A 17,280-nucleotide genomic window follows, 5' to 3' on the forward strand; every position below is an offset into this window, starting at 1 on the left:
TAGCGCTTTCGGACCTCGCGTCTGCAGCGTGACGGAACAGGGCGGCGCCTTCGGGCGCCGCCTTTTTCTTTTGGCCTATCCCTAACCCCGGGCACCCCGCAGACAGATGCTGTCTCCCACTGTCCCGGTGGCTTGCGCTCCCGGTTCGCGCGGGGCATCCTGCTTGGGCTCCCCTTTTGACGCGGCTACACGCAGCGCGTCCGGGTGCATCCCTAAAACTCGATAATGCAGAGGCAGGCGGCCATGGCGCGCGGCTCTACACGCTTGATCGTGCTCACGGGTGGTCCGGGTTCGGGCAAGAGCACCCTGTTGGATGCTCTTGCGACCGCCGGGCACGCCATCGCGCCGGAGGCGGGCCGGGCCGTCATCCGCCAGCAGATGGCCATTGACGGCCCAGCCCTCCCGTGGCGGGACAGGGCGGCGTTCGCGGAGGCGATGCTTGCCTGGGACCTGCGATCCTACGAGGAGCAGGTAGGGCGGGTCGGCCCGGTCTTCTTCGACCGCGGCATTCCAGACGTGGCCGGATACCTTTCGCTATGTGGCCTGCCGATTCCCCGGCACATCAGCCGGGCTTGCGCGGTGTTCAGATACGATCCCCTCGTGTTCGTCGCCCCGCCATGGCGCGAGATCTACGCAAACGATGCCGAGCGCCGGCAGGATTGGGACGAAGCCGTGCGCACCCATGCGGTCATGGTCGACACCTATCGCGCCCTCGGCCACGAGACGGTGGACCTGCCACGGACCGACGGGACGGGACGAGCGGCCTTCGTCCTCCATCACCTCTAGCCGCCTTTGCGGTGGACAGGCCGGATCGCCCCTCGGTCCCCCTTTACAGCCGCGCGGCATCCCACTAAACACAGCCGGCCGATGCGCTGGGTCACTTCCCGGCGCGGCGGAGTCTACCCTCGAGGCAAGCTGATCGCTGAAAAGCTGATTCTGCCAGGCTTCGGGGCGCGGGCCTTAGGAGTGTAGCTCAACTGGTTAGAGCACCGGTCTCCAAAACCGGGGGTTGGGGGTTCGAGTCCCTCCACTCCTGCCATCTTCGGCCAGCCCGGACCTTGGGCAACCGCAGGACGGCAGGTCAGGCGAGACGACGACGCCGGAATGGCACGGCTTGAAGGCGCGTTTCGGACAGCCCATATGAGGGCACGATCCGGCCCCGCCGAAGGCAAGCCCGCAGCAGCGTCTCGCGAGAGCCGAAGCCGGCGGGAAGAAGATTTGAGCGGCATGTGCCGCATTCGCGTCATCGGAAGGTCCGGTGCGTGGCAACCGGCGGCGCGGGAACGGGCGGCAACAGGAACGGACGGCGAGACGCCATGGCGAAGAACGGCCCGATGGAGTTCTATCAGCAGGTCCGCGCGGAAACGGCCAAGGTCACCTGGCCCACCCGCCGCGAGACGCTGATCACCACCGCCATGGTGTTCGTGATGGTCTTCCTGGCGTCCATCTTCTTCCTCGTCTCCGACCAGATCATCCGGTTCGGCGTCTCCACGCTGCTGACCCTCGGGCACTGAGGCGGGAGGCCCACATGGCGAAGCGCTGGTACATCGTTCACGCATATTCCAACTTCGAGAAGAAGGTGGCCGACTCGATCCGCGAGCAGGCTGACCAGCGCGGCCTGACCGATCTGTTCGAGCAGATCCTCGTGCCCACCGAGAAGGTGGTTGAGGTGCGCCGCGGTCGGAAGGTGGACACCGAGCGCAAGTTTTTCCCCGGCTACGTGCTGGTGAAGATGGACCTCACCGACGAGGCCTTCCATCTCATCAAGAACACGCCGAAGGTCACCGGCTTCCTGGGCGCCGACAACAAGCCCATGCCGATCTCCGAATCGGAGGCCATGCGCATCCTGCAGCAGGTGCAGGAGGGCATCGAGCGTCCGAAGCCGTCGATTTCTTATGAGGTCGGCGAGACGGTGAAGGTGTCGGACGGCCCGTTCGCGTCCTTCAACGGCATTGTGGAAGAGGTCGACGACAGCCGCTCGCGCCTGAAGGTGGCTGTGTCCATCTTCGGCCGCGCGACGCCGGTGGAACTCGAATTCGGTCAGGTTGAGAAGGTCTGACCGGAGCGGGCCGTCGCCTCCTCGGGGGCAATGGTCCGAAGTCTGGCGCATTGCTTAAAGGGCAGTGTGCCGGCGTGGGAGGGGAGGGGGCGTCTCGCCAAGCGCCCTTTTGACCCGCACCACGCAATCCCGCCCGCCGCTCCCTCACCGGACGGCGGCGATTTTTGGGAGTTGTTGAAATGGCGAAGAAAATTACCGGTTACGTCAAGCTGCAGGTGCCTGCCGGCAGCGCCAATCCGGCCCCGCCGATTGGTCCCGCGCTCGGTCAGCGCGGCCTGAACATCATGGAATTCTGCAAGGCGTTCAACGCCCAGACCGCGCAGCTCGAAAAGGGCATGCCGATCCCGGTGGTGATCACGGCCTATCAGGACCGCTCCTTCACCTTCGAGCTGAAGACCCCCCCGGTCTCCTACTTCCTCAAGAAGGCCGCCGGCCTCGAGACGAAGAAGAAGCCCGGCTCGGGCTCGAAGACGCCCGGCAAGGGCACCTTCGTCGGCAAGGTCACGCGCGCCCAGCTCGCGGAGATCGCCGAGAAGAAGATGAAGGATCTGAACTGCGACACCGTTGAGGCCGCCGTCCAGATGATCGAAGGTTCGGCCCGTTCCATGGGCCTGCAGGTTCAGGGGTGAGCGCCATGGCGAAGGAAGGCAAGCGCATCCGCGCCATCAACGAGGGCATCGACCGTAACAAGCTGTACGGCCTCGACGACGCCCTCAAGCTCCTCAAGGAGCGCACCACCGCCAAGTTCGACGAGACCATCGAGGTCGCGTTGAACCTGGGCGTTGATCCCCGCCATGCCGACCAGATGGTTCGCGGCGTGTGCAACCTGCCGAACGGCTCCGGCCGTACCGTGCGCGTTGCGGTGTTCGCCCGTGGCGCCAAGGCCGACGAGGCCAAGGCGGCGGGTGCCGACATCGTGGGGGCCGAGGACCTACTGGAGACCATCCAGGGCGGTACCATCGAGTTCGATCGCTGCATCGCGACCCCGGACCTGATGCCGCTCGTCGGCCGTCTCGGCAAGGTGCTTGGCCCGCGTGGCCTGATGCCGAACCCGAAGGTCGGCACCGTGACCATGGACGTGAAGGGCGCCGTCGCCGCCGCCAAGGGCGGCGCGGTGGAGTTCCGCGTCGAGAAGGCCGGCATCATCCACGGCGGCATCGGCAAGGCTTCCTTCCCGGCCGACAAGCTGGCCGAGAACATCCGCGCCTTCGTGGACGCGGTGGTGAAGGCCAAGCCGGCCGGCGCCAAGGGCACCTACCTGCAGCGCGTGGCGGTTTCCTCCACCATGGGCCCGGGCATCAAGGTGGAGCCCTCCACCGTGCTCACCGCCTGATCGGTCGAGATCAAGCTTCTGGAAAGGCCGGGCCGGTGGGTCCGGCCTTTTCGTTTGAATGTCACGTTTTGGCGAGGTCCGCGCGGCCCTTCCGCTGGCGCATGGCAGGCCGGCGGGTGCCGTATGCAAAAAGTGCGCAAGGACGATGATCGGGACGTGACAAGGCTGGCGCCAGCCTTTATATGGGCTGTTTCCGGGTGGCGTGCCGCCCGGATCAGGTATTGTGGCTTTCGCCCTTGACCGGGTGGAAGGGCTGGGAGGGTTCGCCCGCCCGGCCTTGTCGTCTGTCAGGCGTTCGGGTGGCTCCTTGGAGCCTTCGGGCGAACCAGCAGGCAAAGTCCTGTCCGAGACTGCCGGTGCCTCGATGGAGGCCTGATGGAGATGCGCCCCGCAAGGGATGTTCGCTCAATCGGGTCGAGGATCAAGGCTTAATTCCCGACATCCGCCCTAACGGGCGGTTAATGGGGAGCCAGCATAGACGGGGAAGACCGGAATTTGCCCTCCGAGCGGCCAGCGCCGGCGGAGATGAAGATCGGTTCGGAACCAGCGCCTTGCGCTTCGCGACACGGTTTTCCGTGCCCGGGCAATAGGGGACAGGGCATGTGAGCGTCGCGGATCGCGGCCTTCCATGTCGTCAGACAGGTTGGCCGCAGGACGCGGCAAGGCGCAACCGGCGGGACCGGATGCCTCCTTCGGGAGGTGGATGGTGCTGCCAAGGCTTAAAGAGAGCCAGACGTGGATCGAGCGGAAAAACAAGAGCTCGTCACGACGCTCACGGATGTGTTCAAGAGCACGTCCGTCGTCGTGGTCGCCCACTATTCCGGCCTCACCGTGGCCCAGATGTCGAAGCTCCGTCGACAGATGAAGGCCGAGGGTGCGACCGTGAAGGTGGCCAAGAACCGCCTCGCCAAAATCGCTCTGGAAGGCTCCGACGTCGCCCATGTGGCGTCCCTGCTGAAGGGACCCACCGTGATCGCCTATTCGGACGATCCGGTGGCGGCGCCGAAGGTTGCCGTCGAGTTCGCCAAGGCCAACGACAAGTTCGTTATCCTCGGCGGCGCGATGGGCAAGACGGCCCTTAACGTGGACGGTGTGAAGGCGCTTGCCACACTCCCGTCCCTGGACGAACTGCGTGCCAAGCTCGTCGGCCTCATTCAGGCCCCGGCGACCAAGATCGCGCAGCTCACCACGGCACCGGCGGCCAAGCTCGCCCGCGTGTTCGGGGCCTATGCCAAGCAGGACGAAGCAGCGTGAGGCCGCGGCCGCCATTGGCGGCCTGATCTCGCAATTCCAAAATCCGAACCCATCTTAAGGAATATCCCATGGCTGACCTGACCAAGCTCGTCGACGAGCTGTCCTCCCTCACCGTGCTCGAGGCCGCCGAGCTGGCGAAGCTCCTCGAGGAGAAGTGGGGCGTTTCCGCCGCCGCCGCCGTTGCCGTGGCCGCTGCCCCGGCCGGCGCTGCCGCCGCCGCGGTGGAAGAGCAGACCGAGTTCACCGTGATGCTTGCCGCCGCCGGCGACAAGAAGATCGAAGTCATCAAGGAAGTGCGCGCCATCACCGGCCTCGGCCTCAAGGAAGCCAAGGATCTGGTGGAAGGCGCTCCGAAGCCCGTCAAGGAAGGCGTGGCCAAGGACGAGGCCGAGAAGCTCAAGGCCCAGCTCGAGAAGGCTGGCGCCAAGGTCGAGCTCAAGTGAGCCTTTGACGTTTCGGGTCCCGGCCTCGTGCCGGGACCCGTTCCATAGCCGGCCGGAAGGCCGGACAGGGAGAGAGACGGTTCTCCCGGCAGCCGATCCGGACGAGGTTCGGGGGCTGCCGGGAGAGCCGTCATGGTGCTGAAAGGGGATGGCGCTTCGCCCCCAACCCTTGAAGGCACGATGGCTGACAGAGGTTCCGGTGCCGGCGCGGCGAGCCCGCCTCCTTCGGGAGGACAGGGGCCGGCCCGAGAGACCAGGACGGACGAGGATCGAGATGGCGCAAACGTTCACCGGTCGTAAGCGGATCCGCAAGTTCTTCGGCAAGATCAAGGAAGTGGCCGAGATGCCGAACCTCATCGAGGTTCAGAAGGCGTCTTACGACCAGTTCCTCCAGATCGAGGAGCCCAAGGGCGGACGCGACGACGACGGCCTGCAGGCGGTGTTCAAGTCGGTATTCCCCATCTCCGACTTCTCCGGCGCGGCCATGCTGGAGTTCGTGCGCTACGAGTTCGAGCCGCCGAAGTATGACGTGGACGAGTGCCGCCAGCGCGGCATGACGTTCGCTGCCCCGCTCAAGGTGACGCTCCGCCTCATCGTGTTCGATGTGGACCCGGACACCGGCGCCAAGTCCGTGAAGGACATCAAGGAGCAGGACGTCTACACCGGCGACATCCCGCTGATGACCATGAACGGCACGTTCATCGTCAACGGGACCGAGCGCGTCATCGTCTCCCAGATGCACCGTTCGCCGGGCGTCTTCTTCGACCACGACAAGGGCAAGACCCACTCCTCGGGCAAGCTCCTGTTCGCGGCGCGCATCATTCCCTATCGCGGGTCCTGGCTCGACATCGAATTCGACGCCAAGGACATCGTCTATGCGCGCATCGACCGTCGCCGCAAGATTCCGGTGACGAGCCTGCTGTACGCGCTGGGCCTCGACAACGAGGAAATCCTCTCGACCTTCTACGAGAAGGTGCCCTACGAGCGCGCCAAGGGCGGCTGGCGCATGCCGTTCGATCCCAAGCGGATGAAGGGCTACAAGGCCGTCGCCGACCTGATCGACGCCGACACCGGCGAGGTCGTGCTCGAGGCCGGCAAGAAGCTGACCGTGCGCGCTGCCCGCCAGCTCGCCGAGAAGGGTCTCAAGGCCCTGCGCATCTCCGACGAGGAGATGGTCGGCCAGTACATCGCCGAGGACCTCGTGGACCTCGCGTCCGGCGAGATCCACGCCGAGGCCGGTGACGAGATCACCGAGAAGACGCTGAAGCTGCTCGAGGAAGCCGGCTACAACGAGATTCCGATCCTCGACATCGACCACGTCAACACCGGCGCCTACATCCGCAACACGCTGGCGGCCGACAAGAACGTGACCCGCGAGGACGCGCTCTTCGACATCTATCGCGTGATGCGCCCGGGCGAGCCGCCGACGCTCGATTCGGCGCAGGCCATGTTCCACTCGCTGTTCTTCGATCCCGAGCGCTACGACCTCTCCGCGGTCGGCCGCGTGAAGATGAACATGCGCCTCGACCTCGACTGCCCCGACACCGTGCGGGTGCTGCGTCGCGACGACATCCTCTCCGTCATCAAGACGCTGGTGGAGCTGCGCGACGGCAAGGGCGAGATCGACGACATCGACCACCTGGGCAACCGCCGCGTCCGCTCGGTCGGCGAGCTCATGGAGAACCAGTACCGCGTCGGCCTGCTGCGCATGGAGCGCGCCATCAAGGAACGCATGTCGTCCGTCGACATCGACACCGTGATGCCGCAGGACCTCATCAACGCGAAGCCGGTGGCGGCCGCGGTGCGCGAGTTCTTCGGCTCCTCGCAGCTGTCGCAGTTCATGGACCAGACCAACCCGCTCTCCGAGATCACGCACAAACGGCGTCTCTCGGCCCTCGGCCCGGGCGGTCTGACCCGCGAGCGCGCCGGCTTCGAGGTGCGCGACGTGCACCCGACGCACTACGGCCGCATCTGCCCGATTGAGACGCCGGAAGGCCCGAACATCGGCCTCATCAACTCGCTGGCGACCTTCGCCCGCGTGAACAAGTACGGCTTCATCGAGGCGCCCTACCGCCGCGTGGTGGAGTCGAAGGTCACCGACGAGGTGGTCTATCTCTCCGCCATGGAGGAGGGGAAGTACTACGTCGCGCAGGCCAACATCCCGCTCGACAAGGACGGTCGCTTCGAGGAAGACCTCATCGTCTGCCGCCATGCGGGCGACGTGCTCCTCGTGAGCCCCGACCGCGTGGACTTCATGGACGTGTCGCCGAAGCAGCTCGTTTCGGTGGCCGCGGCGCTCATCCCGTTCCTTGAGAACGACGACGCCAACCGCGCGCTCATGGGCTCCAACATGCAGCGTCAGGCGGTTCCGCTGGTGCGCTCGCAGGCGCCGCTGGTCGGCACCGGTATGGAGGCCGTGGTCGCCCGTGACTCCGGCGCTGCCATCGCCGCCCGCCGCACCGGTGTGATCGATCAGGTGGACGCCACCCGTATCGTCATCCGGGCCACGGAAGAGGCCGACCCCTCCAAGTCGGGCGTCGACATCTACCGGCTGATGAAGTTCCAGCGTTCCAACCAGTCTACCTGCATCAACCAGCGTCCGCTGGTGCGCGTGGGCGATCAGGTGCGCAAGGGCGACATCATCGCCGACGGCCCGTCCACGGAGCTGGGCGAGCTCGCGCTCGGCCGCAACGTGCTCGTCGCCTTCATGCCGTGGAACGGCTACAACTTCGAAGACTCGATCCTCCTCTCGGAGAACATCGTCAAGGAAGACGTGTTCACCTCGATCCACATCGAGGAATTCGAGTGCATGGCCCGCGACACCAAGCTCGGGCCTGAGGAAATCACCCGCGACATTCCCAACGTCTCGGAAGAGGCGCTGAAGAATCTCGACGAGGCCGGCATCGTCTATATCGGTGCCGAAGTCCGCGCGGGCGACATCCTCGTCGGCAAGATCACGCCGAAGGGCGAAAGCCCGATGACGCCGGAGGAGAAGCTCCTCCGCGCCATCTTCGGCGAGAAGGCCGCCGACGTGCGCGACACCTCGCTGCGCCTGCCGCCCGGCACCACGGGCACCATCGTCGAGGTGCGCGTGTTCAACCGCCACGGCGTCGACAAGGACGAGCGCGCGCTCGCCATCGAGCGCGAGGAGATCGAGCGTCTCGCCAAGGACCGTGACGACGAGCAGGCGATCCTCGATCGCAACGTCTACGGCCGCCTGACCGAGATCCTGGACGGCAAGGTCGCCATCGCGGGGCCGAAGGGCTTCAAGAAGGAAACCGCCGTCACCCGCGAGACCCTCGGCGAGTATCCCCGCTCGCAGTGGTGGCTGTTCGCCGTCGCCGACGACGCCATCATGGCCGAGCTGGAGGCGATCCGCGCCCAGTACGACGACTCGAAGAAGCGGCTTGAGCAGCGCTTCCTCGACAAGGTCGAGAAGCTGCAGCGCGGCGACGAGCTGCCCCCCGGCGTGATGAAGATGGTCAAGGTCTTCGTCGCGGTGAAGCGCAAGATCCAGCCCGGCGACAAGATGGCCGGCCGCCACGGCAACAAGGGCGTGGTCTCGCGCATCGTGCCCGTGGAGGACATGCCGTTCCTCGAGGACGGCACCAACGTCGACATCGTGCTGAACCCGCTGGGCGTGCCCTCGCGCATGAACGTCGGGCAGATCCTCGAGACGCATCTCGGCTGGGCCTGCGCTGGCCTCGGCCGGCAGGTGGCCGCTGCGGCGGAAGCCTATTACGCCAAGCAGGACCTGAAGCCCCTGCGTGACCGGCTCGAGATCATCTACGGCAAGGAAGAGATCGAGCAGATCAAGGACAGCGAGCTGCCCGAGCTCGGCGAGAACCTGCGCAAGGGCGTGCCGATGGCCACCCCGGTCTTCGACGGCGCCCACGAGGCGGACATCGAGCAGGAGCTGGAGCGGGCGGGTCTCGACCGTTCGGGCCAGTCCACGCTGTTCGACGGGCGCACCGGCGAGCCGTTCGATCGTAAGGTGACGGTCGGCTACATCTACATGCTGAAGCTGCATCACCTGGTCGACGACAAGATCCACGCCCGGTCGATCGGTCCCTACTCGCTCGTCACCCAGCAGCCGCTGGGCGGCAAGGCGCAGTTCGGCGGCCAGCGCTTCGGCGAAATGGAGGTGTGGGCGCTCGAAGCCTACGGCGCCGCCTACACGCTGCAGGAGATGCTCACCGTGAAGTCGGACGACGTGGCCGGCCGCACCAAGGTCTACGAGGCCATCGTGCGTGGCGAGGACACGTTCGAGAGCGGCATTCCCGAGAGCTTCAACGTGCTCGTGAAGGAAATGCGCTCGCTCGGCCTCAACGTCGATCTCGAGAACACCTGACGGGCGTCCGAGCCCGTCACCCCGCGCAAAGCGGATTGCCCGACCGGCGCTTCTGCCGGCCGGGCCTCAAGTTAAAGGCCCACTTCGTTTGGGAGCCAGCTCATGAATCAGGAAATCCTGAACGTCTTCAATCCGACCGTTCCGGCCCCGAGCTTCAATCAGATCCGCATCTCGATCGCGAGCCCGGAGAAGATCAAGTCTTGGTCCTACGGCGAGATCAAGAAGCCGGAAACCATCAATTATCGCACGTTCAAGCCCGAGCGTGACGGCCTGTTCTGCGCGCGCATCTTCGGTCCCATCAAGGACTACGAGTGCCTGTGCGGCAAGTACAAGCGGATGAAGTACAAGGGCATCATCTGCGAGAAGTGCGGCGTCGAGGTCACCCTGTCGCGCGTGCGGCGCGAGCGCATGGGCCACATCGAGCTCGCCGCGCCGGTGGCGCACATCTGGTTCCTGAAGTCGCTGCCGAGCCGCATCGGCCTGCTGCTCGACATGACGCTCAAGGACCTCGAGCGCATCCTGTACTTCGAGTATTTCGTCGTCATCGAGCCGGGCATCACCAAGCTCAAGTACCGTCAGCTCCTCTCCGAGGACGACTACCTGCGCGCCCAGGACGAGTTCGGCGATTCGAGCTTCACCGCCATGATCGGCGCCGAGGCGATCCGTGAGCTGCTGCGCTCCATGGACCTCGAGAAGATCGCCGCGGACCTGCGCCAGGAGATCGCCGAGGCGACCACCGAGCTCAAGCCCAAGAAGCTCGCCAAGCGCCTGAAGATCGTCGAGGCCTTCCAGCTCTCCGGCAACAAGCCGGAGTGGATGATCCTCACCCACGTGCCGGTGATCCCGCCGGACCTGCGCCCGCTCGTCCCTCTGGACGGCGGCCGGTTCGCGACCTCCGACCTGAACGACCTGTACCGCCGCGTCATCAACCGCAACAACCGCCTGAAGCGGCTGATCGAGCTGCGCGCGCCGGACATCATCATCCGCAACGAGAAGCGCATGCTTCAGGAGGCGGTTGACGCGCTGTTCGACAACGGCCGCCGCGGCCGCGTCATCACCGGCGCCAACAAGCGTCCGCTGAAGTCGCTCGCCGACATGCTGAAGGGCAAGCAGGGCCGGTTCCGCCAGAACCTGCTCGGCAAGCGCGTGGACTATTCCGGCCGCTCGGTCATCGTGGTGGGTCCGGAGCTGAAGCTCCACCAGTGCGGTCTGCCGAAGAAGATGGCGCTGGAGCTGTTCAAGCCCTTCATCTATTCGCGCCTCGACGCGAAGGGCCATTCGGCGACCGTCAAGCAGGCGAAGAAGCTGGTGGAGAAGGAGCGTCCCGAGGTTTGGGACATCCTCGACGAGGTGATCCGCGAGCACCCGGTGATGCTGAACCGCGCGCCGACGCTCCACCGCCTCGGCATCCAGGCGTTCGAGCCGGTGCTCATCGAGGGCAAGGCCATCCAGCTGCACCCGCTCGTCTGCTCGGCGTTCAACGCCGACTTCGACGGCGACCAGATGGCCGTGCACGTTCCGCTCTCGCTGGAAGCCCAGCTGGAAGCGCGCGTGCTGATGATGTCCACCAACAACATCCTGCACCCGGCGAACGGCCAGCCCATCATCGTGCCGTCGCAGGACATCGTTCTGGGCCTCTACTACCTCTCCATCATGAAGGAGAAGGAGCCCGGCGAGGGCATGATGTTCGCCAACATGGCGGAGATCGACCACGCGCTGAACGCCAAGGCGATCACCCTCGCCACCAAGATCAAGGGCCGCTACATCGGCATCGGACCGGACGGCAAGCAGTATTCCAAGATCTATGAGACCACCCCCGGTCGCATGAAGATCGGCGAGCTGCTGCCGAAGGACCCGAAGCTCTCCTACGACGTCGTCAACAAGCTGATGACGAAGAAGGAAATCTCCAACATGATCGATGCCGTGTACCGGCACTGCGGTCAGAAGGAGAGCGTGATCTTCTGCGACCGCATCATGGCGCTCGGCTTCTACAACGCGTTCCGCGCCGGCATCTCGTTCGGCAAGGACGACATGGTGGTGCCGAAGAAGAAGTGGGAACTGGTCGAGGAGACCCGCGCCCTCACCAAGGAATACGAGCAGCAGTACAACGACGGCCTGATCACCCAGGGCGAGAAGTACAACAAGGTCGTTGACGCCTGGGGCAAGTGCTCCGATCGCGTCGCCGAGGAGATGATGAAGGAAATCTCTTCGGTCAAGAAGGACCCGAAGACCGGCCGCGAGAAGCAGATCAACTCGATCTACATGATGAGCCACTCCGGAGCGCGTGGGTCGCCCGCTCAGATGAAGCAGCTCGCCGGCATGCGTGGCCTCATGGCCAAGCCGTCGGGCGAGATTATCGAGAGCCCGATCATCTCGAACTTCAAGGAAGGCCTGACCGTGATGGAGTACTTCAACTCCACCCACGGCGCGCGTAAGGGCCTTGCCGACACCGCTCTGAAGACGGCGAACTCGGGCTACCTCACCCGACGTCTCGTCGACGTGGCGCAGGATTCCATCATCACCGAGCGCGATTGCGGCTCGGAGAAGGGAATCCACATGCGCGCCATCATCGACGCGGGCCAGATCGTGGCCTCGCTCGCCTCGCGCGTCCTCGGCCGCACCGCGGCGGAAGACATCGTGGAGCCGGCGACCGGCGACGTCATCGTGCCCAAGGGCCAGATGATCGAGGAGCCGCACGTCGAGCGGATCAACAAGTCGGGCATCCAGGAAATCAAGATCCGGTCGGTGCTGACCTGCGAGACCCGCAACGGCGTGTGCGGCACCTGCTACGGGCGCGACCTCGCCCGCGGCACGCCCGTCAACATGGGTGAAGCGGTGGGCGTCATCGCCGCCCAGTCCATCGGCGAGCCGGGCACCCAGCTCACCATGCGCACCTTCCACATCGGCGGCGCGGCGACCCTCGCCGACTCGTCCTTCGTGGAAAGCAACTTCGAGGGCACCGTCCGCATCCGCAATCGCAACGTGGCGCGGAATTCGGACGGCGACCTGGTGGTGATGGCCCGCAACCTGGCGGTGGTCATTGTCGACCATGACGGCACCGAACGCGCGGTCAACCGCGTGCAGTACGGCGCCCGCCTCAAGGTGGACGAGGGCGACACTATCAAGCGCGGCCAGCGCATTGCTGAGTGGGATCCCTACACCCGCCCCATCCTCTCCGAGGTGGACGGCACGGTGGCCTTCGAGGACCTGATGGAAGGCTCCTCGATGAACGAGCAGGTCGACGAGTCGACCGGCATCGCCAAGCGCGTGGTGACGGATTCGCGGTCCGGCCGTGGACCGGAGCTGCGCCCCGCCATCCTGATCAAGGGCAAGGACGGCAAGATCATCAAGCTGCCGCGCGGCGGCGACGCCCGCTACGCGCTGCCGGTGGAGGCCATCATTTCGGTGGACCCCAACCAGACCCTCAAGGCCGGCGACGCGGTGGCCCGCGTGCCCATGGAAAGCGCCAAGACGCGCGACATCACGGGCGGTCTGCCGCGCGTGGCGGAGCTGTTCGAGGCGCGTCGTCCGAAGGACGCGGCCATCATCGCGGAGATCTCGGGCTCCATCCGGTTCGGCCGTGACTACAAGAACAAGCGCCGGCTCTCCATCGAGCCGACCGACGGCGGGGATCCGGTGGAGTACCTGATCCCGAAGGGCAAGCATATCCATCTCCAGGACGGCGACGTGGTGGAGAAGGGCGACTTCATCGTCGACGGCAACCCCGCGCCGCACGACATCCTGGCGATCAAGGGCGTGGAAGAGCTTGCGGCCTTCCTCGTGAACGAGATCCAGGAGGTTTACCGGCTCCAGGGCGTGCACATCAACGACAAGCACATCGAGGTGATTGTCCGGAACATGCTCCAGAAGGTGGAGATCGACGACTCGGGCGAGACCGACTTCCTCGACAACGAGCAGGTCGACCGGCTCGAGTTCCTCGAGGCGAACGAGAAGGCCGCCGAGGAGGGCAAGAAGCCCGCCACCGGCCATCCCGTGCTCCTGGGCATCACCAAGGCGTCGCTGCAGACGCGCTCCTTCTTCTCGGCGGCCTCCTTCCAGGAGACCACCCGCGTCCTCACGGAAGCGGCGGTCAACGGAAAGATCGACCCGCTGGAAGGCCTCAAGGAGAACGTCATCGTCGGCCGCCTGATCCCGGCCGGCACGGGCGCCCAGATGTCTCGCCTGCGCACCATCGCGACCAACCGCGACGACCTCATCGTCGCGACCCGCGACGAGCAGGGCGAAGGCCAGTCCCTCGTGGAAGGCCCCGCCGACGCAGCGGAGTGATCCCGGGCCACGCGCCCGCATCCATTGGAAAGGCCGCCCCTCGGGGCGGCCTTTTCTTTTGCCGGGTTCCGCTGGCTGAAGCGGAGCAGATCGGGCCGATCTCCGGCATTGCCCCGACAATGGTACCGAGCTGACACTGCCCGCGGAATTCTGGGGCAATCGGGGCGCGGATCATGGTCAAGCTGAAGCGTAACCTCGGGCCGGTCGAGGCGGTGGGGCTTTCGGTCTCGGTCATGGCGCCGACCATGTCCATGGCGCTCAACGTGACGCTGGCGGTGGGCGCCGCCGGGATCGCCGCGCCCCTGGGGTTCGCCGTGGGCACCCTGCTGGTGGCCATCGTCGGCTTCTCCTTCGTCTTCTTCGCCCGGAAGACGACACGCGCCGGCTCAGCCTATTCCTATATCGGCCAGACCTTTGGCCCGCGCGCCGGCTTCATCGCCGGCTGGTGCATGCTGCTGCTCTACATCGCCGGCGGATCGGGCAGCGCGGCGCTGGTGGGCGACTTCCTGCGGGCCGCCTTCGCCGACCATGGCATCCACATCGGCGGCTGGTGGCTGGTGATCGGGGTGCTGGCGCTCATCATCGGCACGCTCTTCGCCTACCGCGACATGGCGGTCGCCGCGCGACTCATGCTGCTGCTGGAACTCGGCTCCATCTGCGTCATCGTCTATCTCGGCGTGAAGATCCTCACCGCCGTCAGCGCCACTGGCGGCCTCACGGCCGCGCCGTTCCGGCCGGACCCGGCCATGGGCTGGTGGGGGGTGGGCTATGCCGTGGTGTTCGCCGTGCTCTCCTTCGCGGGCTTCGAGGCGGCGGCGACGCTGGCCGAGGAGACGGGCCAGCCCGGCCGCGCCATTCCCGTCGCGCTGCTCGGCTCGGTGGTCCTCGCCGGCCTGTTCTTCGTGTTCGCCTCCTACATCCAGGTTGTCGGGTTCGGCGTCGACAACATGAAGGCGCTCGCCGCCGACGATGCTCCGCTGAACACGCTGGCGCTGAAATACGGCACCGTGCGCATGGCCACCGCGCTGGACATCGCCGCCGCCGTGTCGGCGATATCCGCCGTGCTCGGCACGCTCTCCGCCGCCGGGCGCATGCTGTTCGTGCTTGGCCGCGCCGGCCTGTCGGAGGCGGCGGCGCGGGTGCATCCCGTCCACGGCACCCCGTCGGTGTCCGTGCCGGTGGTGGGCCTGCTGATGCTCGCCGGCCTCCTCGCCTGGGCGCCGTTCATCGGCCCGGCGGATTATTACGACAATGTGGGCACCATCGGTGTGCTGGCGCTGATCGTAGCCTATCTCGGCGTCACGCTGGCCGCCGTCACCCATGCGGTGAAGGAGAAGAGCATGGTGTGGCTGGCGCTGGGTTTGCTCGGAACGCTGGCGATGCTCTGGCCGCTCTACAATTCGATCTATCCCGTGCCGGCCTTCCCTGGGAACCTCTGGCCCTATGTGGTCGGCGCCTGGATCGCGCTTGGCGCCGCGCTGGCGACGCTGCGCCCCGGTGTCCGGGACGCCGAGCCTTAAGATCCGCCGATCTGGCTTCAGTCCTGCATGGCCACCCTTGGGATGTGCAAACGGCGGCGCCTTTCCGACAGGAACGGGCGGCGGATGCGTGTCCCGGGATCGGCTCGTGTCAGACACATGCGCGAGCAGGCACAGGGCGCGTCGCATGACCGACACAGGTTTCTCCGGGGCGGAGCAATGGGTCGTCTGGAACGGCTCGCAGGGCGTGCTCGACATGGTCAGCATCGGCCGTGTCGAGGCTGACGCGGGCGGGCGGCAGGCATGGCTTGATACGCCCTACGGCATCGTCGGCCCGTTCAGCCTGGACGAACTGGAGCAGACGGGACGCATCGCCTTCGGCGCCTGCTTCGTCATGTCCCGCCGCCGCTGGCAGGAGGATCAGGTGGAGCTGCGCATGGCGGCGCAGAAGGCCCGCCGCAAGCTGATGGCCATGTTTGACGGGGAAGACGACAGCCCCCACCGCGAGGCCCTCGGCCTGCCCCCGGACGGCCGGCTGGATGCGGCCGAGATCAATGCCGCCTTCCGCCGCCGCGCCAAGACCGCCCATCCCGATGCCGGCGGCAGCGATGCCGATTACCGCCGCATCGCCGAGGCCCGCGACGCCCTGCTGGAGATGCTGGCGGATGCGTGAGGGGCAGCCATGATGGCCAAGGCTGGCGCCATCGCCTATGGTGCGGCCCCGTTTTCAGCCTGATCGTGTCTCAGTGACCTTCGCCGCCATTCTGCAAGAAACCCTCGATTTGACCGAGGAGGTCGACGCCGTCGCGCGTCCGGCCGATGCTGTCGTCTCCGACTTCTTCCGCGCCCGGCGCGACATCCCGACGGCGCATCGCGGCCCGATTTCCGTGCTGCTCTATGCCCTGCTGCGCCACCACGCCCGGCTCGGCTGGTGGCTAAAGCGGCACGGCCGCCCGGATACGCCCCGCAACCGGCTGCTGGCTTGGCTGATGCTCGGCGGCGGCAAGACGCGGGATCAGGTGCAGGCGCTGTTCTCCGGCGCCAAGTTCGCCCCGGCGCCCCTCACCGATCAGGAGCGGGCGCTGCTCATCAAGCTGCAGGGCGCGCGCGTCGATCATCCCACTATGCCGGACGATGTGCGCTACGAATGCCCGGACTGGGCGGCGGACGGCCTGCACCGCCGGTTCGGCGATGCCTTCGCGCCCGAAATGGCGGCCATGCTCACACCGGCCCCGCTCGACCTGCGCGTCAATCCCATCAAGGCCGACCGCGCGGAGATGCTCGCCGCCCTGCGCGCCCTCGGCCTGCCGGCCGAGCTTTCGCCTTTGTCTCCCTATGGCATCCGCGTCAGCGAACGCCCGGCGCTCAACCGCCTGCCCATGCTGAAGACGGGCGAGGTGGAGATCCAGGACGAAGGCTCCCAGATGGTGGCTGTCGTGGTGGATGCCAAGCCCGGCGACCGGGTGGTGGATTTCTGCGCCGGCGCCGGTGGCAAGACGCTGGCCATTGCCGCGCAGATGAAGAACAAGGGCCACGTCATCGCCTGCGACGTGCTGGACGGCCGCCTGAAGCGCGCCGCCGAGCGGTTCCGCCGGGCCGGCCTGCACAATATCGAGACGCGACCGCTGGCCAGCGAGACGGACCGCTGGGTGAAGCGCCACAAGGGCGGCTTCGACCGGGTGCTGGTGGATGCGCCCTGCAGCGGCACCGGCACCTGGCGGCGCAATCCCGATGCCCGCTGGCGCGTGCTGGGGCCGGGGCTTGAGGCGCTGCTGCCGCTTCAGGCCCGCATTCTCGCCAGCGCGGCGCGGCTGGTGAAGCCGGGCGGGCGGCTGGTCTATGCCACCTGCTCGCTGCTGGCCGAGGAAAATGAGGCGCAGGTGGCCGCCTTCCTCGCGGCGCACCCGGCGTTCCACGTCGTTCCCCTGAGCGAGGTGGCGCCTGAGATTACCAGCTCGGCCCATCCCGATTATCTGGCGCTGACTCCCGCGCGCCACGACACGGACGGCTTCTTCGCCGCCGTGCTTCAGCGCGAGGCGGCTGCGATCGAGACGGACGCAGCCGCCGAGTAGGTC

12 protein-coding genes and 1 tRNA gene are annotated in these 17,280 nt (G+C 66.4%); all 13 read left to right on the forward strand.

Annotated features, from left to right (window positions below; translation table 11 throughout):
* Positions 1–243 precede the first annotated feature (243 nt).
* Positions 244–786: an AAA family ATPase gene (locus tag A37E_RS0117425; protein WP_197023005.1), complete on the forward strand. Its 543-nt coding sequence runs from the start codon at positions 244–246 to the stop codon at positions 784–786.
* 176 nt (positions 787–962) lie between these two features.
* Positions 963–1,039: transfer RNA gene (locus tag A37E_RS0117430), tRNA-Trp, on the forward strand.
* A gap of 277 nt (positions 1,040–1,316) precedes the next feature.
* The gene (gene secE / locus A37E_RS0117435; protein WP_029557788.1) at positions 1,317–1,514 is read left to right on the forward strand and encodes a preprotein translocase subunit SecE; all 198 of its coding nucleotides are present in this window, start codon (positions 1,317–1,319) and stop codon (positions 1,512–1,514) included.
* A gap of 14 nt (positions 1,515–1,528) precedes the next feature.
* On the forward strand, positions 1,529–2,059 hold the full coding sequence (gene nusG, locus A37E_RS0117440; protein ID WP_029557789.1) for a transcription termination/antitermination protein NusG: 531 nt from the start codon (positions 1,529–1,531) through the stop codon (positions 2,057–2,059).
* 179 nt (positions 2,060–2,238) lie between these two features.
* Positions 2,239–2,688: a 50S ribosomal protein L11 gene (rplK, locus tag A37E_RS0117445; protein ID WP_024279835.1), complete on the forward strand. Its 450-nt coding sequence runs from the start codon at positions 2,239–2,241 to the stop codon at positions 2,686–2,688.
* A 5-nt stretch (positions 2,689–2,693) separates the two neighbouring features.
* Entirely contained in the window at positions 2,694–3,392 is a 699-nt protein-coding gene (gene rplA, locus A37E_RS0117450; protein ID WP_024279834.1) for a 50S ribosomal protein L1, read from the forward strand.
* A gap of 735 nt (positions 3,393–4,127) precedes the next feature.
* Entirely contained in the window at positions 4,128–4,646 is a 519-nt protein-coding gene (gene rplJ / locus A37E_RS0117455) for a 50S ribosomal protein L10 (protein WP_024279833.1), read from the forward strand.
* A 68-nt stretch (positions 4,647–4,714) separates the two neighbouring features.
* Complete coding sequence (gene rplL, locus A37E_RS0117460) at positions 4,715–5,089, forward strand: 50S ribosomal protein L7/L12 (protein ID WP_029557790.1); 375 nt, start codon at positions 4,715–4,717, stop codon at positions 5,087–5,089.
* 274 nt (positions 5,090–5,363) lie between these two features.
* Positions 5,364–9,440, forward strand: coding sequence for a DNA-directed RNA polymerase subunit beta (rpoB, locus tag A37E_RS0117465; RefSeq protein ID WP_029557791.1), 4,077 nt, complete (start codon positions 5,364–5,366; stop codon positions 9,438–9,440).
* A gap of 102 nt (positions 9,441–9,542) precedes the next feature.
* Positions 9,543–13,727 (forward strand): DNA-directed RNA polymerase subunit beta', encoded by a 4,185-nt coding sequence (gene rpoC, locus A37E_RS0117470; protein WP_024279830.1) that lies wholly within the window; start codon positions 9,543–9,545, stop codon positions 13,725–13,727.
* A 173-nt stretch (positions 13,728–13,900) separates the two neighbouring features.
* Complete coding sequence (locus tag A37E_RS0117475) at positions 13,901–15,247, forward strand: APC family permease (RefSeq protein WP_029557792.1); 1,347 nt, start codon at positions 13,901–13,903, stop codon at positions 15,245–15,247.
* Positions 15,248–15,392: 145 nt separating this feature from the next.
* On the forward strand, positions 15,393–15,878 hold the full coding sequence (locus A37E_RS0117480; protein ID WP_029557793.1) for a J domain-containing protein: 486 nt from the start codon (positions 15,393–15,395) through the stop codon (positions 15,876–15,878).
* 109 nt (positions 15,879–15,987) lie between these two features.
* Positions 15,988–17,277 carry an RsmB/NOP family class I SAM-dependent RNA methyltransferase gene (locus A37E_RS0117485; RefSeq protein ID WP_245279368.1) on the forward strand — a complete coding sequence of 430 codons (1,290 nt, stop codon included), beginning with the start codon at positions 15,988–15,990 and terminating at the stop codon, positions 17,275–17,277.
* Positions 17,278–17,280: the final 3 nt, after the last annotated feature.

The sequence above is a fragment of the Xanthobacter sp. 91 genome (assembly GCF_000702385.1).
Taxonomy (GTDB): Bacteria; Pseudomonadota; Alphaproteobacteria; order Rhizobiales; family Xanthobacteraceae; genus Xanthobacter; species Xanthobacter aminoxidans.

Excerpts from the sequence above, each read along its gene's own strand:
- A37E_RS0117480 (WP_029557793.1), top strand. The coding sequence starts at position 15,393 with ATGACCGACACAGGTTTCTCCGGGGCGGAGCAATGGGTCGTCTGGAAC.
- rpoB (WP_029557791.1), top strand. The coding sequence starts at position 5,364 with ATGGCGCAAACGTTCACCGGTCGTAAGCGGATCCGCAAGTTCTTCGGC.
- secE (WP_029557788.1), top strand. The coding sequence starts at position 1,317 with ATGGCGAAGAACGGCCCGATGGAGTTCTATCAGCAGGTCCGCGCGGAA.
- rplL (WP_029557790.1), top strand. The coding sequence starts at position 4,715 with ATGGCTGACCTGACCAAGCTCGTCGACGAGCTGTCCTCCCTCACCGTG.
- A37E_RS0117475 (WP_029557792.1), top strand. The coding sequence starts at position 13,901 with ATGGTCAAGCTGAAGCGTAACCTCGGGCCGGTCGAGGCGGTGGGGCTT.
- nusG (WP_029557789.1), top strand. The coding sequence starts at position 1,529 with ATGGCGAAGCGCTGGTACATCGTTCACGCATATTCCAACTTCGAGAAG.
- rplA (WP_024279834.1), top strand. The coding sequence starts at position 2,694 with ATGGCGAAGGAAGGCAAGCGCATCCGCGCCATCAACGAGGGCATCGAC.
- A37E_RS0117425 (WP_197023005.1), top strand. The coding sequence starts at position 244 with ATGGCGCGCGGCTCTACACGCTTGATCGTGCTCACGGGTGGTCCGGGT.
- rpoC (WP_024279830.1), top strand. The coding sequence starts at position 9,543 with ATGAATCAGGAAATCCTGAACGTCTTCAATCCGACCGTTCCGGCCCCG.
- rplK (WP_024279835.1), top strand. The coding sequence starts at position 2,239 with ATGGCGAAGAAAATTACCGGTTACGTCAAGCTGCAGGTGCCTGCCGGC.